We start from the raw sequence: 25,705 nt of genomic DNA on the forward strand, positions 1-25,705 counted from the left end.
GAATATTCAAAAACAAGGTCTACAACCAACATGAAAAAAGTCGAGAAAAACCTATTGGTGCTGCATAGCTCTAAGGAAATGTTTGAGCTGGTGGACAAAGTTGAGGACTATCCAAAATTTTTGCCGTGGTATAGCAAGACCGAAGTCATCGAACGCAAAGGCAATGAGCTAAAAGCGCGCCTGTTTATGGACTATATGCGCGTCAAGCAGTCGTTTGCGACGCACAACCACAATATCCCGGGGCAGGAAATCCGCATGGATTTGCTCGAAGGGCCGTTTAAAACCCTGCGCGGCACTTGGAAATTTATCGACTTGGGCGATGATATGTGCAAAGTCGAATTCAGATTAGAATACGATTTCTCCAATGCCGTACTCTCTGCCATGATTTCTCCAGTATTCGGCCATCTTGCCGGTACGCTGGTGGATGCTTTTATTAAAGAGGCCGACCGTCGCTATGCTTGAGATTGAAATTGTTTACGGACTGGCCGATAGGCAAGTGTTGAAGAGCATGACCGTTGCCGAAGGGACAACCGTACGCGAAGCCGCCCTGCAAAGCGGTTTGGAGGTAGAATTCCCAGAGTTGGATTTGCAGCAAGCGCCTTTGGGTATTTTCGGCAAGGCAGTGAAAGACGAGACGGTGTTGCGCGATGGCGATCGGATTGAGGTTTATCGTCCATTGTTGATTGATCCGAAAGAAGCGAGACGTAAACGCGCAGGGTAAGAATAAATCGAAGGCCGTCTGAAACTTTTTCAGACGGCCTGTCAAACTGAAAGAACAGTAATGAGCTTGAAAATTAAATTAATCGTCGGTTTGGGCAATCCAGGCCAAGAATACGAACAAACGCGCCACAATGTCGGCTTTTGGCTGTTGGACGAACTGGCATGGAAATGGAAAGTCAATTTTAAAGACGAAAAGAAATTTTACGGCGAAGTGGCGCGCGCCACTATGCCGGATGGCGATGTCTGGCTGCTCAAACCCATGACTTTTATGAACCGCTCCGGTCAGGCAGTAGCCGCTTTGGCTCAGTTTTACAAGATCAAGCCGGAGGAAATCTTGGTGGTCCATGACGAGCTGGATATTCCATGCGGCCGTATCAAATTCAAACTTGGCGGCGGCAATGGCGGACACAACGGCCTTAAAGACATTCAGGCTCGTTTGGGTACGCCCAATTTCTACCGCCTGCGCTTGGGTATTGATCACCCTGGCGACCGTAATCTGGTTGTCGGTTATGTGTTGAATAAACCGTCGGCGGAACACAGACAGCAAATTGATGACGCCATCGCCAAATCCTTGCAAGGATTGCCGGCTGTGTTGAATGGTGAATGGGAAGAAGCAACACGTTTTTTACACAGTAAGTAAGCGTATCCGAATCAAACGGGCAGCCTTGCACATCATGTTCAGACGGCCTGAAAACAGGCAGCGCGATCTGACTAGCGATAAACCAATTAAAGAAACAGTAAATATGAATGAACTGACCAGTCTTATGCAAACCGAAGCCCCAAGCATTGTTGGCGAAACATTAGATTTCTGCCTTTACGAATGCAGTATTGAAGATGCCCCGGATGCTGAAGAAGTAGCACAATGGCGTGATATTTTGAAGGCGCGGGGTGGGAAATTTGTTCGCTTGGCAGATATCTGCCAAACATGGTTGGATGAAGAGGCCGACAAATGAAAGCCTTGCCGTTAAACAAATTTACTGTCGCTGCCTTGATTTGGTTTGCCGCCGCCATTTATGCCTTACTTTTCAAAGAGGGCGGCAATAGCGCTCCACCATTTCCCCATTTTGATAAAGTCGGCCATTTCGGACTGTTTTTCGGTCAGGCATGGTTGTGCACAAAAATATTTATTCAAGACAATAGGACTATTCCCTATAAAGGCATTCTGCTTGCCGCTTTATTGTTTGCAGTAGGGAGTGAGCTGGCTCAGGCATTTCTGACTGCTACGCGCCAGGGTTCGATCGCGGACGGTATTGCCGATATGGCAGGTACGGCTGCGGCGCTGTGGTTTGCAGCAAAAGTAAAAGCAGCAAAAAGTTAGACATATTTAAACAACTTAAAGGCCGTCTAAAATCCTGAGAAACAGGTTTCAGACGGCCTTTTGTTACTTGATGCATGAAGCAATCGTTACTTCATGCCAAGTATTTAAATATTAGAATTTTACGCGTACACCAGCAGATACTTCGTGGGAATGGAGCTTAACGTTATTGATCTTGCTCCAGTGGTTATAGCGATAGCCTGCATCCAGTGCTACATTTTGAGTTACATCATAACTTACACCAGCCATTGCACCTACGCCAATTTTAGTATCCTTACGTTCAGCTGTTTGTTCGGCTGTTTGATATTTATGAGTAGAGTGGTTAAGACCCAGGCGAACACCTACATAAGGTTTTACAGGAGCTTGCAGGTCAAAATCATAAATAGCAGATACACCGGCACTGTGATATTTAGCCTCAGCATATACCGAAGGTACATTAATCTTTGCAGATTTATAATGCGTATAGTCGGCAGCAACACGGAAATCGCCGAAATCGTAGCCTGCAGAAATACGAGGGCTAAAGCCTTTAATTGATGCGCCACCCAGTTTTACAGTAGCATGACCAGCATCAGCCTGAACATAAAAACCTTTGGTTTCATCAGCCAATGCAAATGCAGGTAGGGAAAGAGCAATCAGTGTTACCAGAACTTTTTTCATTGTTTTGTCCTTAATGTAGGATTAGGAGTAGTGGATAATCGCCGGGATTGTTCATTCCCAACAACTATTCTGATTGTATTTTCTTGTGGAAAATTAAGCAAATCTAAAAATGTGTCAGCTGTTGTAAAATCGCACTTATAAAAAACACTGTAACAAATCGTTTAAGAACAAACGGCCTTGTTCGGTCGAGCGGAACACGGTCGGGTCTGATTCAAGCAGGCCTTTTTGTCTGGCGGTTTCGATTTGAGCCATGATTTTTGCAGTAGGTACGCCGGTACGTTCTTGCAGCATTGCGACAGGTACGCCGTCGGTTAGGCGCAGGGCATTCATCATGAACTCGAATGGAAGGTCTTCGGCAGCAACGGTTTTGCGTTCAACGGCTTCATGCGGATTGCTTTGCATGGCGGCAAGATAGTCGTTGGGATGACGACGGCGGACAGTTCGCTCGATACGGTCGGGATAGGAAATTTTGCCGTGTGCGCCCGCGCCTATGCCTAAGTAATCGCCAAACTGCCAGTAGTTCAAATTATGGCGACACTGCATACCAGATTTTGCAAAAGCCGAAGTTTCGTAGTGGATAAAGCCTGCGCCTTCCAATTCACCGTGTACGGCATCTTCAATATCCAATGCTGCTTCATCTTGCGGCAATCCTTTGGGCGGCGTATGACCGAAAGGCGTGTTCGGTTCCATTGTCAGATGATATGCGCTGATATGCGATACGCCTGTTGCAATAGCGGTTTGCACATCGTTTAAGGCCGTCTGAATCGTTTGGTTTGGCAGGGCATACATCAAATCGATATTGACTTTATCAAATAATTTCAAGGCAGTATCAATAGCTGTCAGGGCTTCTTTGCCATTGTGAACGCGTCCCAATCGATCAAGCATATCGTCGTTAAAACTCTGCACGCCGATAGACAGACGCGTAATACCTGCGTCTTTAAATCCTTGAAACTTCTCAATTTCAAATGTGCCCGGATTGGCTTCCAAAGTAATTTCCGCTTCGGGTTGCAAACGCAACAGTGAACGCACGCCGCTTAACAAACGGTCAATCGACTCCGCTTGAAACAGACTGGGTGTACCGCCGCCGAAGAATATGGTTTCCACCGGTCTGCCCCAAATATTCGGCAATTCAAGCTGCAAGTCGGTTAATAGGGCATCGATATAGGCTTCTTCCGGCAGGCCGTTTTTGAGACTGTGGGAATTAAAGTCGCAATATGGGCATTTTTTGATGCACCACGGGATGTGGATATAGAGTGATAAAGGAGGCAGGGCGGTTAGCTGGCCGGGGCGTTGGAAAGTAATTTGGGTCATGGTATGTGTTGAGGCTCAAGGCCGTCTGAAATTTTTAGGCTGTTATTTTAACTGAAATGTCGGCAGGGAAAGTAATCAGTAGGAAATATGCGAAGTCTAAGCTCTCAAAAAAGCTTCTATTTCTTCTTCTGATAATTTGGAATTGCAGACAAATTTTATTTTGCCTTGTGAGATGTTGAGTAATGCGGGAACAGTTTTGATGCCGTGTTGTTCACGAAAAGTTTTTAAAGCTGCTTTGTTGCTGCTGTCTGTAAAGCGGATGGTAAGCTGCTTGTTTAAGGAAACGGTAAACAGTTTTGCAACAAAACGGCGACAGTATGAACAGCTTGGTTTGCCTAAAAAGACGATAGCAGTTTCTTGACTGTCAATAAGTTGCAGAAGTTCGTCAGGCGTAGTCGGGATAAAGGCAGCAACGTGTTTTGCAAAGGCTGCCAATTCTTCAGGTGTGGGCTTGGGCATGGGAGTGAATGTGAGGTAAGCCGTCTGAAGGTTTCAGACGGCCTGTTATCGATTTATAAGGATTCAATTTTTCTTAACAATTCACGCAATGCTTGGGCGCGGTGGCTTTCGGCATTTTTGATTTCAGGACCAAGCTCGGCGGCGGTGCAACCATGTTCGGCCAGATAGAAATGCGGGTCGTAGCCGAAGCCGTTTGTACCTGCGGCTTCTGCCTGCCATTGTCCGTGCCAGATGCCTTCGGCGATGATGGGTTGCGGGTCGTTTTCGTGGCGGACGAGGACGAGCACGCAGACGTAGTAACAGCTTTTATCGTCTTTATCGGCAAGATCGGCAGACAGTTTGGCGTTGTTTGCGGCATCGGATTTGGGGTTTTCGCCTGCATAACGGGCGGAGAAAATGCCGGGTGCGCCGTTTAAGGCGTTGGTGCAGATGCCGGAATCGTCGGCAAGTGCCGGTAAGCCGCTATATTTGGCGGCATGACGTGCTTTAGCCAGGGCATTTTCAACAAAGGTATGGTACGGCTCGGGACATTCGGGCGTATTGAACTGCGATTGTGGCAGGACTTCGATGTTTAAGTCGGCGAAGAGGCGGGAAAATTCTTTGAGTTTGCCTGAGTTGCCACTGGCAAGGACGATTTTTTCAAACATGGTTTTTCCTTAATGGTTTTCGGTTTGTTGCATACGAGCCATTTGTGCGTGTGCTTTGTGGCGGATGTAAAGGGCAAGGCTGCCGATTTGGGCAAAAACGGTGGCAAAGGCAAACAGAAAGGCGGCAACGGCAAATTGTTTGCTGTGAATGCTCAGAAGATAAGCGCCCAACAGAATCAGTACGATAAACATCAGGGTAAACAGGGCGGTCAGGAGCAGATAGGCTTTTTGTCGGGTCATGGCAGCTTGGGGGAGGGGGAAAAATGTTCTGATTATAACGTCAGATTGGGAATTTGAAACCATGCCGTATCCGTTAAAAAGGCCGTCTGAATATTTCAGACGGCCTTAAGTCGAATAACGGATTAACGTAATTCTGTGTGCAGGCGGCTCAACAATGTGGAGGCATCGCTGCCTTTGTATGGGCTGCCGTCTTTGTTCAACAGATGGAGGCGTGCGCCATTGTTGATAGGCTCAACATACACGATGATTTCAGGATACGTTTTTGGTGCTTCTGCTTTGCCTTTGCCAAATACGCGTTTGAACAGGCCTGGTTTTTTATTGGCAACTGCTTCGCCTTCGGTTGGCGCTTGTTGAACCAAGAAGGCGCGGCGTTCGGCATTTTGACCGATAACAGTCAGGCCGATGCGGTCAAGCGCAAGGGCGGTACGGCGCCAGTTGCGGCCGTAATCGCCTGCCAGCAACAGAGTGCCATTGTCCACACGGGCTAACTCAGAAGCATTGCTGCGGGCGGCAACGCTTTGGGTCAGAGCCTGTTCGGCTTGTTGGCCGTCAACGCCCAAGTATTGCATAAAGCGGGCGAGGAATGCGGCTTCGAGGTTAGGGTCGCTCTCGCTTGGCTGCCACATAGTAGTGTCTTTTTTGCGGTCGGCATAAACTTCTTTCATGCCTTTGTGGGCGAAGAAGATGTCGGTCGAACCGTTTTTGCCTTGTTCGATGCGGATGATGAACTTGTCGCGTTCGCTGGTAGAGTAGATGCCGCCCAAGCCGACTTTGTCCAACAGACGGCGCAGGCTGTCTTGAGGGATTTTGGCTCGGTTTTCAGCCCACTCGGTTTCCATTTGGCCGATGGCCGGTTCTTCGGATTTGATGTCGAAACCGTTTTCTTGCCAGAATACTTTCAACAACGGCCAAATTTCGCGAGGCGATTTGCCATCGACAACCAACCAGCGCTGGTTGCCGTCACGCTCAAGGCGTACGCCTTTAACGGATTTCAAAACTTCTGCATTGGCAGGTTGTTGTACGGCCTGAGTGCGGCGTTTGTTGAAGTCGCTAGCGCGGACGGCACCGCTGCCTGCCGGTAATTGATAGAGGTTGCCTTGGTCTGGGTTGTTCAAATCAGGTGGTACTTCCAGTTTGACCAAGCGGTGTGATTGACTTTGATAGTCGAGTTTGGGTTGTTCTTTTTTGCTGCCGGAACAGGCAGTCATGCTAATCAGGGCGAGGGCTACTATGATGGGTTTGATATAGGTCATCTTGTTTTCCTGTGGATGAAGTTCTTAACAGGGAAGCCGTCTGAAAAGGGTGTTTGGGATTCAGACGGCCTTATTTCCGGATCAGATTTGTCCTGATTTTTCCAGAGCGGCTCGGACTTTGGCTTGACCGGCTTCGGTCAGTGCTACCAAAGGCAGACGAACATGGGGTTCGCATTTGCCCAATAAGCTCAGGCCCCATTTGGGCGCGGCCGGGCTGGGCTCGCAGAACATGGTGTTATAAATTGGGATAAGTTGCTCGTTTAGACGACGGGCGGTCGCAATATCGCCCTCAAGGGCGGCTCGGCACATGTCGGCAAAGAGTTTCGGTGCAACGTTGGCTGCGACGGTTACCACGCCATGACCACCACACAGCATAAAAGGCAGGCCGGTAGGGTCATCACCGGATAAAACGGCAAAACTTTCAGGAACGCTGTTGATCAATTCGATGTTGTTGCCGATATTGCCGCTGGCTTCTTTCACGCCGACGATATTCGGAATCTCGGCCAAACGCAAAATAGTGTCGTTGCTCATGCTGACGACGGTACGGCCGGGAACATTATAGATAATCATCGGAATCGAAGTGGCTTCGGCGATGGCTTTGAAATGTTGGTAAATGCCTTCTTGCGAAGGTTTGTTGTAGTAGGGAACAACAGATAAGGTGTAGTCCGCACCGGCTTGCTCGGCGGCTTTGGAAAGGGCGATGGCTTCGACAGTATTGTTGGCGCCTGTACCGGCGATAACGGGAATGCGCTTGTTGACGTGTTTGACGGTGGCTTCAATAACGGCCAAATGTTCTTCGACAGGCAGAGTGGCTGACTCGCCGGTGGTGCCGACTGCGACGATGCCGTCGGTGCCGTTTTCAATGTGCCAGTCGATTAAGTCATGAAGTTGTTCGTAGTTGATGCTGCCGTCTTGATTCATCGGGGTAATCAGGGCAACCAGACTGCCTTTTAACATACGGAAACCTTTAATTTTATAGTGTAGGTGGATTATTCATCGGATTGTAGCTTACTTTGTTGTTTGTGTGAAACATATCCGCTATGAGGCTTTGCTGTTTAATGGTGACTTGTCATTATCTTAATGAATAATACATTTTTAAATCATTGGTTTGTTTGTTTTTAGGTAGAAAAATGATGTCAAGAATTAAAATGTGTTAAGGCGGTTTGAGGCCGTCTGAAAACGGCTGGGCGGAACTTTCAGACGGCCTGATGGTTTTGAATTTGCTGATACATTTCAAATTGGTTAAAATACGCATCTTAATATTTTTTAACGATTCTTGAGAGAAGGTTCAACATGGCCGGAATGACTGAAAAACAGGCGGAATCGCTTGATTTGGTTTATGGTTTGGAAGACAAGCCGCCGTTTGGGAATGCGTTGTTGAGTGCGGTTACGCACCTTCTGGCGATTTTTGTTCCGATGATTACTCCGGCACTGATTGTCGGCGGGGCGTTGGAGCTGCCGGTTGAAATGACGGCTTATTTGGTGTCGATGGCGATGGTGGCTTCCGGTGTCGGTACCTATTTGCAGGTCAACCGTTTCGGGCCGGTCGGTTCGGGTATGTTGTCGATTCAGTCGGTCAACTTCTCTTTTGTAACTGTGATGATTGCGCTCGGTACCGGTATGAAAGAGGGCGGCTTGACTGAAGATGTGATGATTTCAACGCTCTTGGGCGTGTCCTTTGTCGGTGCGTTTTTGGTGTGCTTCTCCGCTTGGCTTTTGCCTTATTTGAAAAAAGTGATTACGCCGACGGTAAGCGGCGTGGTCGTTATGCTGATCGGCTTGAGCTTGGTACATGTCGGCATTACCGATTTCGGCGGCGGCTTCGGTGCGAAAGCAGACGGCACGTTCGGCTCGATGGAAAACTTGGGTTTGGCATCGCTGGTGTTGCTGATTGTATTGGTTTTCAACTGCTTGAAAAATCCATTGCTGCGCATGAGCGGCATCGCGGTGGGTTTGATTGTCGGTTATATTGTTGCGCTGTTTTTGGGCAAAGTGGATTTTTCCGCCCTGCAAAACCTGCCGCTGATTACTCTGCCTGTTCCATTTAAATATGGTTTCGCATTTGATTGGCACGCGTTTATCGTTGCCGGTGCGATTTTCTTGTTGAGCGTATTTGAGGCAGTTGGCGATTTGACGGCGACTGCGATGGTCTCCGAGCAGCCGATTGAGGGTGAGGAATACACCAAACGCTTGCGCGGCGGCGTATTGGCAGATGGTTTGGTGTCTGTGATTGCGACTGCGTTGGGCTCTTTGCCTTTGACCACTTTTGCGCAAAATAACGGCGTGATTCAAATGACCGGCGTGGCTTCTCGCCATGTGGGTAAATATATTGCGGCAATTTTGGTATTGTTGGGCTTGTTCCCCGTCATCGGCCGCGCGTTTACCACGATTCCGAGTCCGGTTTTGGGTGGCGCGATGGTGTTGATGTTCGGCCTGATTGCGATTGCAGGCGTGCGGATTTTGGTCAGCCACGGTATTCGCCGTCGTGAAGCAGTTATCGCGGCTACTTCTGTCGGTTTGGGTTTGGGTGTGGCGTTTGAGCCGGAAGTGTTCAAAAACCTGCCGGTATTGTTCCAAAACTCAATTTCTGCCGGCGGTATTATGGCGGTATTGTTGAACTTGGTTTTGCCGGAGGATAAAACCGATAAAGCGGTTAAGTTGGAAACCGATAGTTTGGAGCACTAAGCAAGCTTTATTCAAAGGCCGTCTGAAGTTTCAGACGGCCTTTTGGTTTTCGGCTATAATATTGTTTTTATTTGTTATCCGAGTGGTTCGGATAGCCCTACCCGGAAAGGTTTTATATGACGGTTTATTCACTTTTTATCACTTGTCCTCGCGGTTTGGAAGCGCCTTTGACGCAAGAACTCGAAAGCATGGCATGTCAGGATATACGTGCTGTTGACGGCGGTGTGGCATGTAAAGGCACGATGGAGCAGGTGTATTGCATCAACCTGCATTCGCGCGTTGCCAGCCGTGTTTTACTGCGTTTGACTAAAGGCGGTTATCGCAACGAACACGATATCTACAAACTCGCACGAAATCTGCATTGGACGGGTTGGTTTAAGCTGGAGCAGACCTTTAAAGTCAAAGTCGAAGGCAAGCGCGCCAATGTGAAAAGCTTGGATTTTGTCGGTTTGAAAATCAAAGATGCCGTCTGCGATGCATTCCGCGATATTTATGATGCGCGTCCGAGCGTGGGTAAAATCAATCCCGATATCCGCATTCATGCCTTTATCGATGAGCGCAATGTGGAAATCTTTATCGATACTTCCGGCGAAGCACTCTTCAAACGCGGCTATCGTCAGGATACCGGCGAAGCGCCATTAAGAGAGAATTTGGCGGCAGGTTTGCTGCTTTTGGCAGGCTATGACGGTACGCAACCTTTCCAAGACCCGTTTTGCGGCAGCGGCACGATTGCCATTGAGGCTGCATGGATTGCGACACACCGCGCACCGGGCTTGATGCGCCGTTTCGGTTTTGAAAAACTGCAAAACTTTGACAAAGAAAAATGGCAAGCCCTGCGCCGTGAAGCTGAAAAACAAATCAAACCGGCTGCCGTGCCAATTTCCGGCAGCGACAACGACCGTTATATGATCCGCGCCGCATTGGCTAATGCCCAAGCCGCCGAAGTGGATAATTTCATCCGCTTTGACGTGCAAGATGCGCAAACCGCGCGGCCGAACGGCGAACACGGCATTATGATTTCCAATCCGCCTTATGGCGTGCGCCTTGCGGAGGTTCAGGCTTTGCAGGCGCTTTATCCGCAACTGGGCACATGGTTGAAACAACACTACGCAGGCTGGCTGGTTGGAATGTTTACCGGCGATCGCGATATGCCGAAATTTATGCGCCTTTCTCCGAAGCGTAAAATTCCGCTGTTTAATGGTAACTTGGATTGCCGATTGTTTTTGATGGATATGGTTAAAGGCTCGAATCGGGGGTAAAACCTGAAATTAAGGCCGTCTGAAAGATGATTTCAGACGGCCTTTTTTATTTGTTAAAACCGTCTTTGTTATAACGGAGTTTGCTATTCTTTTTTTATATTAATGCACTGAAATTGTTTTCAGACGGCCTTTATCAAGGGAGCCGTGTAGATGTAATTATTGAAATTTACAATCTATCAAATTATAAAAACCTATTACAAAATAAAGATGGATTGTTAAATAAAATACCATATATAGTAGTATTGTGTTTTAATTCACACCATATCTTGTGTTTTATGGCATTGCAATGAGCGGTTTGAAATTCACAATCGAGCAAATTGTATGGCAGGAAGTGCCGGGCGAAGTATCGTTGGCATTTCTGTTTTCAGGCTGTCCGTTGCGTTGCAAAGGCTGTCACAGTGCCGATACATGGAAAGAGGGTATTGGTACGGAATTGACCGAGGATTATTTAAAAGGCCGTCTGAAACGCTATCGCGGATTGATTACGTGCGTGTTGTTTATGGGCGGGGAATGGCAGCCGGAAGCCTTGCAGAAAATGCTGGACATCGTGACGCAGGCGGGTTTGAAAGCCTGCTTGTACACCGGCCTGGAGCGTGAAGAGCTGGAGGCGGTTTCAGACGGCATCCTGCCTTATCTGACGTATCTGAAAACCGGCCGTTGGCAGATGGAGCTGGGTGGCTTAGACAGCCCGACCACCAATCAAAAGTTTGTCGATTTGCGCACGGGTGAAGTGTTGAACCGATTGTTTATCAAAGATAAACAAGCATCTAAAGTGTTTCCAGTGGCTTCAATTTAGCTTAATGCTGTATTGCACTGATTTAAATTGAATTTATTGTATTCGCTGACAGCGATGTTTCAGACGGCCTGACCGTCATTGCTTGATAAATCATCCAAACCATACAGGAGAATTAACATGATTCGGCTGCATCCCGAACAGTTAAACGGAAAACTACAATTCATGCGCGACTACATCAGCGCGCAAAACGCGGCGGACGGCTCGAAAATGGACGCCAACGCCAACGTAACGCAAAAAAACATCGCCACGATGGAAGCGGAAATCATGAAAGACTTTTTCGTGCAGATTAACCGCGCCCAAGTGTCGCGCAAGATCGCCGAAATTTTCGACCAATCCGTCGCCGACGAATACATCCGCCAGATTGAGGCGCATGAGATTTATGTGCACGACGAGACCAGCCTCAAGCCTTATTGTGTGTCGGTTACGCTGTATCCCTTCCTGCTCGACGGCTTAAGCAAACTCGGCGGCGAATCCAAGGCGCCGCAGCATCTGGCTTCGTTTTGCGGTTCGTTTATCAACCTAGTGTTTGCCATCAGCGCGCAGTTTGCCGGCGCGGTGGCAACGGTGGAATTTCTGACCTATTTCGACTACTTCGCCCGCAAAGACTACGGCGACGATTATTTGGAAACACACGGCAAAGAAATCGCCAACCACATGCAGCAGGTGGTATACAGCATCAACCAGCCTGCCGCCGCGCGAGGCTATCAGAGCGTGTTTTGGAATATTTCCGTTTACGATCAATACTATTTCGACGCGATGTTCGGCGATTTCGTCTTCCCCGATTTCAGCAAATCGGTTTGGACGAGCGTAGCGAAGCTGCAAAACTTCTTCCTCAAATGGTTCAATCAGGAACGCACCAAAGCCGTTTTGACTTTCCCCGTCGTGACCGCTGCAATGCTGACCGACGGCGGCAAATGCAAAGATACCGTGTTCGCCGACGAAATGGCGAAAGAGTTGGCGGAAGGCAATTCCTTCTTCGTCTATCTTTCCGACAACCCCGACTCCTTGGCTTCCTGCTGCCGCCTGCGCAATGCCATTGAAGACCGCACCTTCAGCTACACACTTGGTGCGGGTGGCGTAGCAACCGGTTCCATCAACGTCATCACCATCAACATGAACCGGCTGGAGCAAGACGGGCGCGACCTTGCCGCCGAAGTGGGCAAAATCCACAAATACCAATACGCCTACCGCAAACTGATGGAAGAATACCAAGCCGCCGGAATGCTGCCCGTTTACGATGCAGGCTTCATCACGCTGGACAAACAGTTCCTCACCATCGGCATCAACGGCATGGCGGAAGCCGCTGAATCGCAAGGCATCAAAGTCGGTTACAACGACGACTACATCAACTTCGTTCAAGGCCGTCTGAAAACTATATTCGAAGCCAACCAAGCCGCCAGCAAACACTACGGCGTGAAGTTCAATACTGAGTTCGTCCCCGCCGAAAACCTCGGCGTGAAAAACGCCAAATGGGACAAAGCCGACGGCTACAAAGTCAGCCGCGAATGCTACAACTCCTATTTCTACGTCGTCGAAGACGAAGAAATCAACGCGCTCGACAAATTCCTGCTGCACGGCAAAGAATTGGTGGACTGGCTCGACGGCGGCTCCGCGCTGCACCTGAACCTCGATGAAGCCCTGCCCGAATCCGGCTACCGCTCGCTCTTGGGCATCGCCGCACAAACCGGCTGCAACTACTTCTGCGTGAACGTGCGCATTACCATTTGCAACGAATGCGGTCACATCGACAAACGCACCCTGCACGCATGCTCCGCCTGCGGCAGCCACGACATCGACTACGGCACCCGCGTCATCGGCTATCTGAAACGCGTATCCGCCTTCTCCAGCGGACGACGCAAAGAGCATGCGCTCAGACATTATCATCGTAAAGCGGCGTAATCGTTGAAAAAAGATTGCTTGCAAACCTAAGGCCGTCTGAAACTTCAGACGGCCTTGATCATGTTAAGATAGGCTGGCTCTTTCAATGATATAGTTTTGATTAAATTAAACAAAAACTCTTGACGTCTTCATATAATGAATTAACATATAACATCCTTTAACCTAAATTTAAAAAAGCGAGAGACACATGAAAACATCAGCTTTATTGGCAGCTTTGTTGGCTGCTCTGTCCCTGTCAGCATGCGGCGGCGGTTCAGGCTCATCTTCTTCTGCCGTTTGTGACGAATACGAAAAAGCATTTGCCGAAGCAACTAAAGACGTAGATGCTGCAACCAAAGACATGATGCAAAAATCTTTCGAACAAACCAAAGAAGCGTTGAAAAACCTGCCTGCAGATCAACGCGATGCAACTTGTAAAACTTCTTTGGACGCTTTGAAAGGCGTTCCTGCTGCAGAAACTCCTGAAGAGAAAGCCGAAGAAGCCAAAGATGCCGCTGAAGAGGCTAAAGAAGACGCAAAAGACGCAGCGGAAGATGCCAAAGAAGCTGCTGAAGACGCTAAAGAAGAAGCTAAATAATTCGGATAGCTTTAGAGAAAAACGGATTCCAATGATTTGGAATCCGTTTTTTGTTGTGTGAACTAGAGTGTTTGGGATAAAGCATTTTCAGTTTTCAGACGGCCATTTTTTATGCCGTCTGAAAGCGTTAGTTTTAACAAAGTTAAAATGTACAACAGCAAACCATCAATCAACCAACCGCGTGTGTGCGTACCGCGCACACCCTACGCGTAGGTTTTCAATTCCGCATGATTCACAGGTAGGGTGTGTGGCGCAGCCACGCACGCGGTTGGTTGGGTATGCAAGCAATGGTTACTAAGCGAGTTTTAACTCTTTTATTCTAGATATCAACCCTTTTGGAATATCCAAAAACTCAAAAGACTTAATCATAATTTCTGTTTCTCCCATATTACATTTAATTTTATGTTTAAATAAACAATTATTATTATTACCAACTATACAATATTGACATTGAGGTATAAGATTTTCCATACATTTTTTAGCCAAAACATCTGAATTTATCATTTTTTGAACTAATGAAACATACGTTTTCAATAACCACTTACCTTTGCATATAGATAGTAATGAATTAATATTTCTACTTATTGATAAATTACTTGCAAAAGCTAACAAATCCCTCTCCTTAGACTTGATAGAATTAACTATATTAGAATCTTTAAGATACCTATCTGGGTTATCAATATCAATATCTACATCACTTTGATAATTAGAATCCAATTGTTTTTTTATTGCCTCGATACATAATAAAAATAATTCTTCTATAAGATCTTCATATATCGATTTAAACATAACACTCACCCATTCTTGTTGCAAATTTATATTATTTATATAAGTATAATGACTTATGCATTTTTTAAAAGAATTTAAATTTATAAAGTAATTTTCAATAGAATATCTATCTAGTAAGAAAATTAGCTCATTTTTTGGATTTGTTTTCTTAAAATCACGTAAATCTCTATCTATTATCCCTAATATATGCTTTTTTGCATCGGCTAAATTACTCATAGTTACCTTATCAATAGCACAAATCACTCCTTCACATCCTATTATCCTATGACCATCTTTTTCAACGAAAATATTATCAATAGGCACAACCTCCACATCTATAGTACAGGTGTTAATCATATCCATATATAGAGCAAAATCATCCTTTCCTTCTACTAAGAGAATAGGCTTATTTCCCATTTTAGCACTAGCATATAGTTCAAGAGGTGTTCTTAGTAAATCATTTGTACTTATCATTTTCCTATCCTCTATCAAGCCAATTCCTCTATTTTCTGCAAAGAATCATTGAAATTTGCTGCTATACTAGGGCTGTGCGATGCTACGATAATTTGAGTATTTGGTAAAATTTTAGTTAATAGAGAAAGTAAATTTCTTTTCCATGTAACATTTAAAGAAATTTCAGGCTCATCAACAATCAGGAAATCTCTGGAATTTCCCAATAAATTTACTAATGCCAAAAGGGTAAATATATGCTTCTCTCCACTAGATAAAATTTCTAAATCATACTTTTTTTTATTTATAAGAACATACATTTTTTCTAGTTCTAACTTTAACTCTTTATTTCCAGACAAATGTCGATTAAATCCATTTATAAATGCATTTATTGACGTAAGAGATTCTTCTTCTCTTTTTAACTCCATTGCCATATTATAAATTAGTATTTGTAATATTTTATTATCTTTCGCTTTGTTTTCATTCTGTAATAATTCTATCACTTTATTCTTTAATGGATTATCAGCTATCTCAGACAAAGAATCAATAATTCTTTCTTTATATCCTGCATCTAATCTTGCCTCTAAATTACAACTATCTTGATTAATTCCATTACTTTCATTTCCTTCAAGTTTATCATCTATGACGTTTGACAATGTTTTGAATAGTGCATTTTGTATTCGGCTTGTAGTTTCCGCCTTAGCAACTCTATATTTATTAAGAAGTAAATTTGTAATTTTATTTAATTCAATTTTAGGTAGATATATATGGTTGTTTTCAAAATCAAAGTCTTCCAATGACTTATTAAGGCTATTTCTATTTTTAATGTATAGAGAAAAATCCTCAGAGAATTCATTAATATCTAATTTTTCAAAAATTGTTCTAAACTTTCTATGCCGTAAAATAAAGTTTTTTAAATCTAGAGTGGTAAATGTTCTACTGAAAGAGTAATTACTCCCCCTATCAATTCCAAGTGTTAATGATTTTGATTCTTGCAATTCAGATTTTGAAAAATCCTCCCAATCATATTCATCTTCATTAAAACTATTTTCTATTTTGTGTTGACTAAAGATAGCTTGAAGCAATTTGTTCTTTTCATCATTTGAAAATCTATCAGAATATTTATTAAGTAACTTATCCGCTCTAAGAATTTTTGATATTCTTTCATCCATATTTACTCTACAAATAGAAATTTTTTTATCTGTTTTATCATCTATTTGATAGTAGATATTTATTTTATCAATATTATTTTCAGATAAAATTTTACTATCTCTCTTAAAAGTAGCATTAAGTAATTTGAGGAAAGTAGTTTTTCCACACCCATTCTCACCAAAAATAATAGTAACATTATTATTTCTTGTAAATTCTAATACAACATTTTTTGTTGTATCCTGAAATCCATAAAATTCAACTTTATTTAATTTAATCATGATAAATTCCTTTGTTAATAATTGTACTTTATCCTGCTATAAAATGACTTTCAAATACTTTCCAGTATAACTTCCCTTCACCTTCGCCACCTGCTCGGGACTGCCTTCCGCAATAATCCTCCCTCCGCCATCACCGCCTTCCGGCCCTAAATCCACAATATAATCAGCCGTTTTTATAACGTCAAGATTATGCTCGATAATCACAATCGAGTTGCCTTTGCCTTTCAGACGACCTATGACTTCCAGCAGCAGGGCGATGTCGGCGAAGTGCAGGCCGGTGGTGGGTTCGTCGAGGATGTAGAGTGTTCTGCCGGTGTCACGTTTGGAGAGTTCCAAGGCGAGTTTGACGCGCTGGGCTTCGCCGCCGGAGAGGGTGGTGGCGGACTGGCCGAGGCGGATATAGCCGAGGCCGACATCCATGAGGGTTTGCAGTTTGCGCGATACGGTGGGGACGGCGTCGAAAAATTCGCGGGCTTCTTCGACGGTCATGTCGAGGACTTGGCTGATGTTTTTGCCTTTGTATTGGATTTCGAGCGTTTCGCGGTTGTAGCGTTTGCCGTGGCAGACTTCGCAGGGGACGTACACGTCGGGCAGGAAGTGCATTTCGACTTTGATGACGCCGTCGCCTTGGCAGGCTTCGCAGCGGCCGCCTTTGACGTTGAAGGAGAATCTGCCGACGTTGTAGCCGCGTTCGCGCGAGAGGGGTACGCCGGCGAAGAGTTCGCGGATGGGGGTGAACAGGCCGGTGTAGGTGGCGGGGTTGGAGCGCGGGGTGCGGCCGATGGGGGATTGGTCGACGTTGATGACTTTGTCGAGGTGTTCGAGGCCGCGGATGTCGTCGTATGGGGCGGGTTCTTCTTGGGCGCGGTTGAGTTCGCGGGCGGTGATTTTGGCGAGGGTGTCATTAATCAGGGTGGATTTGCCGCTGCCGGATACGCCGGTGATGCAGGTAATCAAACCGAGCGGCAGCTCGAGGGTTACGTTTTTGAGGTTGTTGCCGCGCGCGCCTTTGAGGACGAGCATTCGGTCGGGATTGACAGGCGTGCGTTCAGACGGCACGGCAATGGATTTTTTGCCGCTTAGGTATTGTCCGGTAACGGATTTTTCGCATTTGGCGACGTTTTCGGGTGTGTCGGCAATCAGTACGTTGCCGCCGTGTTCGCCTGCGCCGGGGCCCATATCGACGACGAAATCGGCTTCGCGGATGGCGTCTTCGTCGTGTTCAACCACAATCACGCTGTTGCCCAAATCGCGCAGGCGTTTGAGGGTGGCGAGCAGGCGGTCGTTGTCGCGCTGGTGCAGGCCGATGGAGGGTTCGTCCAAAACGTACATTACGCCAGTCAGGCCGCTGCCGATTTGGCTGGCGAGGCGGATGCGCTGGGCTTCGCCGCCGGATAGGGTTTCGGCGGAGCGGCTTAAATTCAGGTAATCCAGCCCGACGTTAATCAGGAAGCCGAGGCGCTCGGTGATTTCTTTGAGGATTTTTTCGGCGATTTGTTTTTTGTTGCCGTCCAAATCCAGCGTTTCAAAGAATTGGTGGGTTTTGGTCAGCGGCCAGGCGGAGACTTCGTGCAAAGGTTCGCCGCTGACGTAAACGTAGCGGGCTTCTTTGCGCAAACGTGCGCCGCCGCAGCTTGGGCAGGCGCGGTGGTTTTGGTATTCGCGCAGTTTTTCGCGCACGGTTTCGCTGTCGGTTTCGCGGTAGCGGCGTTCGAGATTGGGGATGATGCCTTCAAAGGCGTGGCTGCGGTTGAAGGTGGTGCCGCGTTCGGACAGGTAGGTGAAGTCGATGACTTCTTTGCCTGAGCCGTGCAAGACGACTTTTCTGACTTTTTCAGGCAAAGTTTCCCAAGCGGCGTTGACATCAAATTTATAATGATGCGCCAGCGATTGAATCATTTGGAAATAGAATTGGTTGCGTTTGTCCCAGCCGTCAATCGCGCCTGCGGCTAAGGATAATTCGGGATGCGCGACTACTTTTTCGGGGTCGAAGAAATTGGTGTTGCCCAAGCCGTCGCAAGTCGGGCAGGAACCCATCGGGTTGTTGAACGAAAACAGGCGCGGCTCTAATTCGGGTAGGCTGTATGAGCATACGGGACAGGCAAAACGCGCGGAAAACCAATGTTCTTCGCCGCTGTCCATCTCCATTGCCAGCGCGCGCTCGTTGCCGTGGCGCAGCGCGGTTTCAAAACTTTCCGCCAGCCGTTGTTTAATGTCGGCTTTTACTTTAACGCGGTCGATGACGACGTCTATGTTGTGTTTGATGTTTTTTTCCAGCTTCGGTACTTCGTCAAGCTGATAGACCTCGCCGTCCACGCGTACACGCGCAAAACCCTGCGCCTGCAAGTCGGCAAAGAAATCGACAAACTCGCCCTTACGCTCGCGCACTGCCGGCGCAAGAATCATCACGCGCGTGTCTTCCGGCAGTTTCAATACGGCATCGACCATCTGCGATACGGTTTGACTGGATAGCGGCAGGTTGTGTTCGGGGCAATACGGCGTACCGACGCGTGCGTACAAAAGACGCAGGTAATCGTGGATTTCCGTTACCGTGCCGACGGTGGAACGCGGATTGTGGCTGGTGGATTTCTGCTCGATGGAAATCGCGGGCGACAGGCCTTCGATCAAATCGACATCGGGTTTGTCCATCATCTGCAAAAATTGACGGGCATAGGCGGAAAGGCTCTCAACATAACGGCGTTGGCCTTCGGCATACAAAGTATCAAACGCCAGCGACGATTTGCCGCTGCCTGACAATCCTGTTACCACCACGAGCTTGTGGCGCGGAATGTCCAAATCGACATTTTTCAAATTATGCGTGCGCGCGCCGCGGATGCGGATGGTGTTATTATCGTGTGAATGTTTGGGATGATGGTTGCACATATTGTCAGGCCGTCTGAAAAATAAAATAAACGGCTATTGTAGCACTTTTCAAATGACAGACTGGATAGATAAAGCTTTTGATATATATAAAAGAAACAAAAAGGCCGTCTGAAAATGTGTTTTCAGACGGCCTTGATATAGATGAATCAGCTTATCAGTCGATTTTGCGGAGAATTTCGCGTAGGGCTTTTTGCCAGTCGGACGGTTTGATACCGAACTCGGTCTCTAGGCGTGAGCAATCCATGATGCTGTATGCCGGACGTGGTGCGGGCAGGGGGTATTGTTCGGTAGTAATCGCGTTCAGTTCCGGAATGCGGAAGCTTTCGTCTAAGTGGTGGGCTGTCTGAAAGATGGCTTTGGTAAATTCGTACCATGTTGCCGATTTATTACCACAGTAATGGAAGATGCCGCGTGGGGAGGTGGGTTGTTGTAATAATTCGATAATAGCGTGTGCCAAATCGCCTGCATAAGTCGGACAGCCGGTTTGGTCGTGAACGACGGAGAGGGAATCGCGTTCTTTGGCAAGGCGCAACATGGTTTTGACGAAATTGCTGCCGTATTCGCTAAACAGCCATGAAGTACGGATAATAGTGCTTTCAGGATGCGCGGCTAAAGCCAAAAGCTCGCCTGCTACTTTGGATTGACCGTAAGTGCTGCGCGGATTGGTGTAGTCGGTTTCACGGTAAGGGCGTTTGCCTTCGCCGTCGAATACATAATCAGTGGAAATATGAATAAAGCGGGCGTGTGCGGCGCGGGCAGCTGCGGCCAGGTTGTGAACAGCGGTTGCGTTGACGGCAAAAGCAGCCTCTGCGTTTTCTTCTGCTTTATCAACGGCAGTGTAAGCTGCGGCATTAACGATGGCATCTGGTTGGAAATTTTTGATCATGTGATGCACGGCTTCGGTATCAGTAATGTCCAGCGAAGTAGAGTCGGTAGCAATCAGTTCCCAATCTTCGGGCAGGCGGTCGCGCAGACAACGGGCAAGCTGGCCTTTGGCTCCGGTCAATAAAGTACGCATGGTTGAGTATCTCCTCTGATAGCTGTTAAATAGGTGTTCGTGTCATTATAGTGTAAATACGACAAATTCACATTATTAGCGTAGAACAAAATGCGGATGCGGCTGTATTGGGGTAAATTGTCGATATTATCTATCCATAATAATAACTACTTATCGGTATTATGTTTGTTTACTATAACTATAGTTAAAATTCAGCTTTTAACAAGATAGATAAAGGATCTATGCTGTTTGAGAGAGTGTGAATCAATGTTAATGTTTTTATTGTTGCTAGGAGAATGGAATTTAAAAATAGGCCAAACTCCGTCCTTTTATCGGCAAATTCTACCGTTTGATATTTTTGAGTAAATATTTTGCAAAATATTACTAAAATAATAATTGGGCAAGGGCGGATTTGCTCGTTCCGTCAACCCAATATTTTATTAACTTTTGGGAGTAATTATTATGGCATACTGTTACGGGGGGTATTATACTAGACCCCTGGTTAGTTCTTACTGCGCACCCGCGCCTAAGGCTTCCTACTCTTCTTACTACTGCGCTCCTGCAGCAAAATCTTCTGTTTCTATCGGCAGCATCGCTAGCATTGCCAGCGTCGGCGTGTCAGTAGTTAACGCGGTAACCGGTCTGGTTTCTGCTATTGCGGCTTTCTGCCCACCGGCAAAAACTCCTAACTACAAATGTGTTCCGGTTTGCCCACCTTACAACTGCGATCCAATCAAACCGATCCCATGTCCAAAACCACAACCTAAACCTCAGCCTAAGCCTCAACCAAAACCTGAGCCTAAGCCTGAGCCACAGCCAGAACCGCAACCAGAACCAAAACCACAACCAAAACCTGAGCCTAAGCCAGAACCAAAACCTGAGCCTAAACCAGAACCTAAGCCAGAGCCAAAACCTGAGCCTAAGCCAGAACCAAAACCTGAGCCTAAGCCAGAGCCAGACTGCAAAGACTGTGTTGACGACCATAACCAAAACAACTCATACGGTCACGAAGACAAAAACCCAGGTAATGTCATCCGAGCTGAAGACTGCAAAGACGGCAACGTTATCCGCGGTACTGATGCTAAAGATACCATTTACGGTACTGCTTGCGAAGACATCATCTACGGTGGCAACGGCACAGACGTAATCTACGCCGGTGCTGGTAACGACACCATTTACGGTGATGCCGACGGTGACTCTCTGTACGGTGAAGAAGGTAAAGACTACCTGCAAGGCGGTGCCGGTAACGACTACCTGAACGGTGGTTCCGGCGCGGACATCATGCGCGGTGGCGACGGTAACGACGTTTACTTCGTTGACAACGTTAACGACCAAGTTATCGAGTACGGCAATGCACACGCCGGTATCGATACTGTCCGTACCGTTATTGACTACACCTTGACCGATCACGTTGAAAACCTGATTTTGCAAGGTATGCAAAACCTGAACGGTACCGGTAACTCTTTGAACAACAACATCGAAGGCAACGGCGGCGACAACCATCTGTACGGTTTGGCTGGCGACGACTGCCTGGTGGGTAAAGACGGTAACGACTACCTCGACGGCGGCGTCGGCAACGACATCCTGATCGGCGGTACCGGTAACGATACTTACTTCTTCGACAAAGGTTACGGTCACGACACTATCCGTGAAGAAAGCGGTAATGACACCTTGTTGTTCGGTAAAGGCGTTGCAGCTTCTGACGTATTGCTGAGCAAATCAGGTGCTAACTTGACTGTTTCTGTTGGTACTAACGACAGCATCACCATCGATGACTGGTTTACCGGTAACGATCACAAAGTTGAAAACTTCAAGTTTGCTGACGGTAGCACTTACCAAGTAACCGGCCACGGCGACTACTACTCTCTGTCTGCTGTGAACCAAATCCAAGATCAGACTCAGGCTCCTGCCATCTGATAGGATGATGGTTTTTAGGGTTTGTCCCTAAAATCAAAGGCTAAGGCCGTCTGAAACCGAGCTATAAGGTTTCAGACGGCCTTTATTTTGTAAACAATCTGACGAAAGATGCTAAATTGGGCTAAAATACCAAATTCTTCTGTTTACCAAAGAGATACCTGAAATGTCTGAAATCAGCTTGAAAAAAATCTACTCCGGCAAAGTCCGCGATTTGTACGAAATTGACGATAAACGTATGTTGATGGTTGCTTCCGACCGTCTGTCTGCATTCGATGTGATTTTGGATGATCCGATTCCGGGTAAAGGGGAGATTCTGACGCAGATTTCCAATTTTTGGTTTAAAAAACTGGCTCATATCATGCCTAACCATTTTACCGGCCAAACGGTTTACGATGTTTTGCCTGAAAACGAAGCCAAAGCTTTGGAGAAACGCGCCGTCGTGGCTAAAAAACTCACTCCGGTGAAAGTGGAGGCCATTGTGCGCGGTTATCTGGCAGGTAGCGGTTGGAAAGATTATCAAAAAACCGGTTCTGTCTGCGGTATTCAACTGCCTGAAGGTATGCAGGAAGCGCAGCAGTTGCCCGAAGTAATTTTTACGCCGTCAACCAAAGCCGCAGTCGGCGATCATGATGAAAACATCAGCTTTGAAGAATGCGAACGCATTATCGGCAAAGAATTGGCGGCGGAAGTACGTGCCAAAGCGATTCAGCTTTATACGGAAGCGGCCGAATATGCCAAATCCCGCGGTATCATTATTTGCGACACTAAATTTGAATTTGGTTTGGATGAAGAAGGTACGTTGACTTTGATGGACGAAGTGTTGACGCCTGATTCCAGCCGTTTTTGGCCTGCCGATCAATACAAAGTCGGCACCAATCCGCCGTCTTTTGACAAACAGTTTGTCCGCGACTGGCTGGAGCAAAGCGGTTGGAACAAAAAAGCGCCTGCGCCTAAAGTGCCTGCCGATGTAATTCAGAAAACAGTCGAAAAATATCAGGAAGCATTGACTTTGCTGACTCAGGATTGATTTTTAAGTTTGAAGGCCGTCTGAAAAGGATATGTTTCAGACGGCCTTTTTATTGTATCAATACTGGATTTTAAGGATAGTTGCCTTTATAATTGAAAGTTGTTTTCAGCGTCCGAAAAGGCCGTCTGAAAGCTTGTTTATAACCTGCCGCACGGTCTGAAACCCTAACTATGCACATTCGGATTTTAGTGTGCATTATTAGTGTTTTAGCAGTGCGGTATTTTGAAAGGAACAATGATGTTCAATAAACACGTTAAGACCTTCCAATACGGTAATCAAACCGTTACTTTGGAAACCGGCGAAATCGCTCGCCAAGCCGCTGCTGCCGTTAAAGTATCTATGGGCGACACTGTTGTTTTGGTTGCCGTTACTACCAACAAAGAAGTGAAAGAAGGCCAAGACTTCTTCCCTCTGACTGTCGATTACCTCGAGCGTACTTACGCAGCAGGTAAAATCCCCGGCGGTTTCTTCAAACGCGAAGGCAAACAAAGCGAAAAAGAAATCCTGACCAGCCGTCTGATCGACCGTCCGATTCGTCCTCTGTTCCCTGAAGGTTTCTACCACGACATCCAAATCGTAGCGATGGTGGTGTCTGTTGACCCTGAAATCGATTCTGACATTCCTGCAATGCTGGGTGCATCTGCCGCGCTGGTGTTGAGCGGTGTACCGTTTGCCGGTCCGATTGGTGCGGCACGCGTGGGTTATGTAAACGGCGTGTACGTTCTGAACCCGACTAAAGCCGAATTGGCTAAATCACAATTGGACTTGGTTGTTGCCGGTACTTCTAAAGCCGTGTTGATGGTGGAATCCGAAGCCGACATCTTGTCTGAAGAAGTGATGCTGGGTGCGGTTGTTTACGGTCACGATCAAATGCAAGTGGCCATTAACGCCATCAATGAGTTTGCCGACGAAGTTAACCCGGAAGTTTGGGATTGGAAAGCACCTGAAACCAATGAAGAATTGGTTGCAAAAGTACGCGAAATTGCCGGCGAAACCATTAAAGAAGCGTTCAAAATCCGTCAAAAACAAGCGCGTTCTGCCAAATTGGACGAAGCTTGGAATGCCGTGAAAGAAGCGTTGATTACCGAAGAAACCGACACTTTGGCAGCCAACGAAATCAAAGGTATTTTCAAACATTTGGAAGCCGATGTTGTCCGCAGCCAAATTTTGGACGGACAACCGCGCATCGACGGTCGCGACACCCGCACTGTTCGTCCGCTGAACATTCAAACCGGCGTATTGCCGCGCACTCACGGTTCTGCACTGTTTACCCGTGGCGAAACCCAAGCTTTGGCGGTTGCAACTTTGGGTACTTCACGCGACGAGCAAATCATTGATGCGCTGTCCGGCGAATATACCGACCGCTTCATGCTGCACTACAACTTCCCTCCATACTCTACCGGTGAAGTGGGTCGCGTAGGCGCGCCAAAGCGTCGTGAAATCGGTCACGGCCGCTTGGCTAAACGTGCGTTGTTGGCCGTATTGCCAGAACCTGAAGATTTCAGCTACACCATGCGCGTGGTTTCTGAAATTACCGAATCCAACGGCTCTTCCTCTATGGCTTCCGTCTGCGGCGGCTGCTTGAGCCTGTTGTCTGCCGGTGTGCCTTTGAAAGCACACGTTGCCGGTATCGCTATGGGCCTGATTTTGGACAACAACAAATTTGCCGTCCTGACCGACATCTTGGGTGATGAAGACCATTTGGGCGATATGGACTTTAAAGTAGCCGGTACAACAGAAGGTGTGACCGCGCTGCAAATGGACATCAAAATCCAAGGTATTACCAAAGAAATCATGCAAATCGCTTTGGCTCAAGCCAAAGAAGCACGTTTGCACATCTTGGATCAGATGAAAGCCGCCGTTGCAGGCCCGCAAGAACTGTCTGCACACGCGCCACGTTTGTTCACCATGAAAATCAACCAAGACAAAATCCGTGATGTGATTGGTAAAGGCGGTGAAACTATTCGTTCGATTACTGCTGAAACCGGTACTGAAATCAACATCGCTGAAGACGGTACCATCACTATCGCTGCGACTACTCAAGAAGCAGGCGATGCAGCGAAAAAACGTATCGAAGAAATCACTGCCGAAGTGGAAGTGGGCAAAGTGTACGAAGGTACTGTGGTTAAAATCCTCGACAACAACGTTGGTGCGATTGTCAGCGTGATGCCGGGCAAAGACGGTTTGGTACACATCAGCCAAATCGCCCACGAGCGCGTACGCAATGTCAGCGACTATCTGCAAGTAGGTCAGGTTGTGAACGTGAAAGCATTGGAAGTAGACGATCGCGGCCGCGTACGCCTGTCTATCAAAGCTTTGCTGGAAGCACCTGCTCGCGAAGAGAAAGCAGCCGAATAATCTGATTATTCAGGCTTAAAACAAAAGGCCGTCTGAAATTTTCAGACGGCCTTTTGT

24 protein-coding genes are annotated in these 25,705 nt (G+C 47.0%); 13 read left to right on the forward strand and 11 right to left on the reverse strand.

The features are described 5' to 3' along the window. Positions 1–30: 30 nt before the first annotated feature. From HMPREF2871_RS10350 to HMPREF2871_RS10370, 5 genes are all read left to right on the forward strand, one after another. Positions 31–462, forward strand: a complete 432-nt coding sequence (locus HMPREF2871_RS10350) for a type II toxin-antitoxin system RatA family toxin (RefSeq protein ID WP_049344768.1) — start codon at positions 31–33, stop codon at positions 460–462. Continuing rightward, on the forward strand, positions 455–721 hold the full coding sequence (locus tag HMPREF2871_RS10355) for an RnfH family protein (protein WP_049344769.1): 267 nt from the start codon (positions 455–457) through the stop codon (positions 719–721). The genes HMPREF2871_RS10350 and HMPREF2871_RS10355 overlap by 8 nt, the downstream gene beginning before the upstream one ends. A gap of 60 nt (positions 722–781) precedes the next feature. Further along, positions 782–1,360, forward strand: coding sequence for an aminoacyl-tRNA hydrolase (pth, locus tag HMPREF2871_RS10360; RefSeq protein WP_049344770.1), 579 nt, complete (start codon positions 782–784; stop codon positions 1,358–1,360). Between the two features lie 103 nt (positions 1,361–1,463). Beyond that, positions 1,464–1,673, forward strand: coding sequence for a hypothetical protein (locus tag HMPREF2871_RS10365; RefSeq protein ID WP_049344771.1), 210 nt, complete (start codon positions 1,464–1,466; stop codon positions 1,671–1,673). Beyond that, positions 1,670–2,038, forward strand: a complete 369-nt coding sequence (locus HMPREF2871_RS10370; RefSeq protein WP_049344772.1) for a VanZ family protein — start codon at positions 1,670–1,672, stop codon at positions 2,036–2,038. The genes HMPREF2871_RS10365 and HMPREF2871_RS10370 overlap by 4 nt, the downstream gene beginning before the upstream one ends. Before the next feature lie 111 nt (positions 2,039–2,149). On the opposite strand, the gene HMPREF2871_RS10375 is transcribed toward HMPREF2871_RS10370, so the two are convergent. The 7 genes from HMPREF2871_RS10375 to dapA all read right to left on the reverse strand — a co-directional run bounded on the left by HMPREF2871_RS10375 (position 2,150) and on the right by dapA (position 7,559). After that, on the reverse strand, positions 2,150–2,692 hold the full coding sequence (locus HMPREF2871_RS10375; RefSeq protein WP_049344773.1) for an opacity family porin: 543 nt from the start codon (positions 2,690–2,692) through the stop codon (positions 2,150–2,152). A gap of 135 nt (positions 2,693–2,827) precedes the next feature. Then, positions 2,828–4,003 carry a radical SAM family heme chaperone HemW gene (gene hemW / locus HMPREF2871_RS10380; RefSeq protein ID WP_049344774.1) on the reverse strand — a complete coding sequence of 392 codons (1,176 nt, stop codon included), beginning with the start codon at positions 4,001–4,003 and terminating at the stop codon, positions 2,828–2,830. A gap of 96 nt (positions 4,004–4,099) precedes the next feature. Beyond that, entirely contained in the window at positions 4,100–4,462 is a 363-nt protein-coding gene (locus HMPREF2871_RS10385) for a DUF6568 family protein (RefSeq protein ID WP_049344775.1), read from the reverse strand. Positions 4,463–4,515: 53 nt separating this feature from the next. Next, on the reverse strand, positions 4,516–5,109 hold the full coding sequence (gene rdgB, locus HMPREF2871_RS10390; RefSeq protein ID WP_049344776.1) for an RdgB/HAM1 family non-canonical purine NTP pyrophosphatase: 594 nt from the start codon (positions 5,107–5,109) through the stop codon (positions 4,516–4,518). 9 nt (positions 5,110–5,118) lie between these two features. Continuing rightward, entirely contained in the window at positions 5,119–5,349 is a 231-nt protein-coding gene (locus tag HMPREF2871_RS10395; RefSeq protein ID WP_049344841.1) for an NGO_0222 family membrane protein, read from the reverse strand. 122 nt (positions 5,350–5,471) lie between these two features. Then, complete coding sequence (bamC, locus tag HMPREF2871_RS10400) at positions 5,472–6,602, reverse strand: outer membrane protein assembly factor BamC (RefSeq protein ID WP_049344777.1); 1,131 nt, start codon at positions 6,600–6,602, stop codon at positions 5,472–5,474. A gap of 81 nt (positions 6,603–6,683) precedes the next feature. Next, positions 6,684–7,559: a 4-hydroxy-tetrahydrodipicolinate synthase gene (gene dapA / locus HMPREF2871_RS10405; protein WP_049344778.1), complete on the reverse strand. Its 876-nt coding sequence runs from the start codon at positions 7,557–7,559 to the stop codon at positions 6,684–6,686. Between the two features lie 336 nt (positions 7,560–7,895). Between dapA and HMPREF2871_RS10410 the strand changes: the two genes are divergently transcribed. From HMPREF2871_RS10410 to HMPREF2871_RS10430, 5 genes are all read left to right on the forward strand, one after another. Further along, complete coding sequence (locus HMPREF2871_RS10410; RefSeq protein ID WP_049344779.1) at positions 7,896–9,287, forward strand: nucleobase:cation symporter-2 family protein; 1,392 nt, start codon at positions 7,896–7,898, stop codon at positions 9,285–9,287. Positions 9,288–9,403: 116 nt separating this feature from the next. Next, a complete protein-coding gene (locus HMPREF2871_RS10415; protein ID WP_049344780.1) occupies positions 9,404–10,546 on the forward strand; it encodes a THUMP domain-containing class I SAM-dependent RNA methyltransferase in 1,143 nt (380 codons plus the stop codon). A 286-nt stretch (positions 10,547–10,832) separates the two neighbouring features. Continuing rightward, on the forward strand, positions 10,833–11,342 hold the full coding sequence (nrdG, locus tag HMPREF2871_RS10420) for an anaerobic ribonucleoside-triphosphate reductase activating protein (RefSeq protein ID WP_049344781.1): 510 nt from the start codon (positions 10,833–10,835) through the stop codon (positions 11,340–11,342). A 117-nt stretch (positions 11,343–11,459) separates the two neighbouring features. After that, complete coding sequence (gene nrdD, locus HMPREF2871_RS10425) at positions 11,460–13,241, forward strand: anaerobic ribonucleoside-triphosphate reductase (RefSeq protein ID WP_049344782.1); 1,782 nt, start codon at positions 11,460–11,462, stop codon at positions 13,239–13,241. A gap of 187 nt (positions 13,242–13,428) precedes the next feature. Next, positions 13,429–13,818 carry a DUF5339 family protein gene (locus HMPREF2871_RS10430; RefSeq protein ID WP_049344783.1) on the forward strand — a complete coding sequence of 130 codons (390 nt, stop codon included), beginning with the start codon at positions 13,429–13,431 and terminating at the stop codon, positions 13,816–13,818. 294 nt (positions 13,819–14,112) lie between these two features. Here the strand turns inward: HMPREF2871_RS10430 and HMPREF2871_RS10435 are convergent, their stop codons facing one another. The 4 genes from HMPREF2871_RS10435 to rfbD form a co-directional block, all read right to left on the reverse strand. Then, positions 14,113–15,060: a DUF4435 domain-containing protein gene (locus HMPREF2871_RS10435; protein WP_049344784.1), complete on the reverse strand. Its 948-nt coding sequence runs from the start codon at positions 15,058–15,060 to the stop codon at positions 14,113–14,115. 14 nt (positions 15,061–15,074) lie between these two features. Then, positions 15,075–16,466 carry an AAA family ATPase gene (locus HMPREF2871_RS10440; protein WP_049344785.1) on the reverse strand — a complete coding sequence of 464 codons (1,392 nt, stop codon included), beginning with the start codon at positions 16,464–16,466 and terminating at the stop codon, positions 15,075–15,077. 36 nt (positions 16,467–16,502) lie between these two features. Next, positions 16,503–19,349, reverse strand: coding sequence for an excinuclease ABC subunit UvrA (gene uvrA / locus HMPREF2871_RS10445; RefSeq protein WP_049344786.1), 2,847 nt, complete (start codon positions 19,347–19,349; stop codon positions 16,503–16,505). Positions 19,350–19,503: 154 nt separating this feature from the next. Then, complete coding sequence (rfbD, locus tag HMPREF2871_RS10450; protein WP_049344787.1) at positions 19,504–20,367, reverse strand: dTDP-4-dehydrorhamnose reductase; 864 nt, start codon at positions 20,365–20,367, stop codon at positions 19,504–19,506. 594 nt (positions 20,368–20,961) lie between these two features. On the opposite strand from rfbD, the gene HMPREF2871_RS10455 reads away from it, so the two are divergent. The 3 genes from HMPREF2871_RS10455 (at position 20,962) to pnp (ending at position 25,648) form a co-directional block, all read left to right on the forward strand. After that, on the forward strand, positions 20,962–22,263 hold the full coding sequence (locus HMPREF2871_RS10455) for a calcium-binding protein (RefSeq protein WP_192830386.1): 1,302 nt from the start codon (positions 20,962–20,964) through the stop codon (positions 22,261–22,263). 163 nt (positions 22,264–22,426) lie between these two features. Beyond that, complete coding sequence (locus HMPREF2871_RS10460; protein WP_049322835.1) at positions 22,427–23,290, forward strand: phosphoribosylaminoimidazolesuccinocarboxamide synthase; 864 nt, start codon at positions 22,427–22,429, stop codon at positions 23,288–23,290. A gap of 234 nt (positions 23,291–23,524) precedes the next feature. Next, positions 23,525–25,648 (forward strand): polyribonucleotide nucleotidyltransferase, encoded by a 2,124-nt coding sequence (pnp, locus tag HMPREF2871_RS10465; RefSeq protein ID WP_107697060.1) that lies wholly within the window; start codon positions 23,525–23,527, stop codon positions 25,646–25,648. The last annotated feature ends 57 nt before the right edge of the window (positions 25,649–25,705 follow it).

It is taken from the genome of Neisseria sp. HMSC067G12, from assembly GCF_001812725.1.
In the GTDB taxonomy this organism is placed as follows: domain Bacteria; phylum Pseudomonadota; class Gammaproteobacteria; order Burkholderiales; family Neisseriaceae; genus Neisseria; species Neisseria perflava.

What these genes read in the sequence shown, in the direction of transcription:
- hemW (WP_049344774.1), bottom strand. Translation starts at nt 4,003, where the DNA reads ATGACCCAAATTACTTTCCAACGCCCCGGCCAGCTAACCGCCCTGCCT.
- HMPREF2871_RS10410 (WP_049344779.1), top strand. Translation starts at nt 7,896, where the DNA reads ATGGCCGGAATGACTGAAAAACAGGCGGAATCGCTTGATTTGGTTTAT.
- HMPREF2871_RS10395 (WP_049344841.1), bottom strand. Translation starts at nt 5,349, where the DNA reads ATGACCCGACAAAAAGCCTATCTGCTCCTGACCGCCCTGTTTACCCTG.
- HMPREF2871_RS10440 (WP_049344785.1), bottom strand. Translation starts at nt 16,466, where the DNA reads ATGATTAAATTAAATAAAGTTGAATTTTATGGATTTCAGGATACAACA.
- HMPREF2871_RS10375 (WP_049344773.1), bottom strand. Translation starts at nt 2,692, where the DNA reads ATGAAAAAAGTTCTGGTAACACTGATTGCTCTTTCCCTACCTGCATTT.
- HMPREF2871_RS10385 (WP_049344775.1), bottom strand. Translation starts at nt 4,462, where the DNA reads ATGCCCAAGCCCACACCTGAAGAATTGGCAGCCTTTGCAAAACACGTT.
- HMPREF2871_RS10460 (WP_049322835.1), top strand. Translation starts at nt 22,427, where the DNA reads ATGTCTGAAATCAGCTTGAAAAAAATCTACTCCGGCAAAGTCCGCGAT.
- bamC (WP_049344777.1), bottom strand. Translation starts at nt 6,602, where the DNA reads ATGACCTATATCAAACCCATCATAGTAGCCCTCGCCCTGATTAGCATG.
- HMPREF2871_RS10355 (WP_049344769.1), top strand. Translation starts at nt 455, where the DNA reads ATGCTTGAGATTGAAATTGTTTACGGACTGGCCGATAGGCAAGTGTTG.
- rfbD (WP_049344787.1), bottom strand. Translation starts at nt 20,367, where the DNA reads ATGCGTACTTTATTGACCGGAGCCAAAGGCCAGCTTGCCCGTTGTCTG.
- HMPREF2871_RS10430 (WP_049344783.1), top strand. Translation starts at nt 13,429, where the DNA reads ATGAAAACATCAGCTTTATTGGCAGCTTTGTTGGCTGCTCTGTCCCTG.
- rdgB (WP_049344776.1), bottom strand. Translation starts at nt 5,109, where the DNA reads ATGTTTGAAAAAATCGTCCTTGCCAGTGGCAACTCAGGCAAACTCAAA.
- HMPREF2871_RS10415 (WP_049344780.1), top strand. Translation starts at nt 9,404, where the DNA reads ATGACGGTTTATTCACTTTTTATCACTTGTCCTCGCGGTTTGGAAGCG.
- uvrA (WP_049344786.1), bottom strand. Translation starts at nt 19,349, where the DNA reads ATGTGCAACCATCATCCCAAACATTCACACGATAATAACACCATCCGC.
- pth (WP_049344770.1), top strand. Translation starts at nt 782, where the DNA reads ATGAGCTTGAAAATTAAATTAATCGTCGGTTTGGGCAATCCAGGCCAA.
- HMPREF2871_RS10435 (WP_049344784.1), bottom strand. Translation starts at nt 15,060, where the DNA reads ATGATAAGTACAAATGATTTACTAAGAACACCTCTTGAACTATATGCT.
- nrdD (WP_049344782.1), top strand. Translation starts at nt 11,460, where the DNA reads ATGATTCGGCTGCATCCCGAACAGTTAAACGGAAAACTACAATTCATG.
- HMPREF2871_RS10365 (WP_049344771.1), top strand. Translation starts at nt 1,464, where the DNA reads ATGAATGAACTGACCAGTCTTATGCAAACCGAAGCCCCAAGCATTGTT.
- HMPREF2871_RS10350 (WP_049344768.1), top strand. Translation starts at nt 31, where the DNA reads ATGAAAAAAGTCGAGAAAAACCTATTGGTGCTGCATAGCTCTAAGGAA.
- nrdG (WP_049344781.1), top strand. Translation starts at nt 10,833, where the DNA reads ATGAGCGGTTTGAAATTCACAATCGAGCAAATTGTATGGCAGGAAGTG.
- pnp (WP_107697060.1), top strand. Translation starts at nt 23,525, where the DNA reads ATGATGTTCAATAAACACGTTAAGACCTTCCAATACGGTAATCAAACC.
- dapA (WP_049344778.1), bottom strand. Translation starts at nt 7,559, where the DNA reads ATGTTAAAAGGCAGTCTGGTTGCCCTGATTACCCCGATGAATCAAGAC.
- HMPREF2871_RS10370 (WP_049344772.1), top strand. Translation starts at nt 1,670, where the DNA reads ATGAAAGCCTTGCCGTTAAACAAATTTACTGTCGCTGCCTTGATTTGG.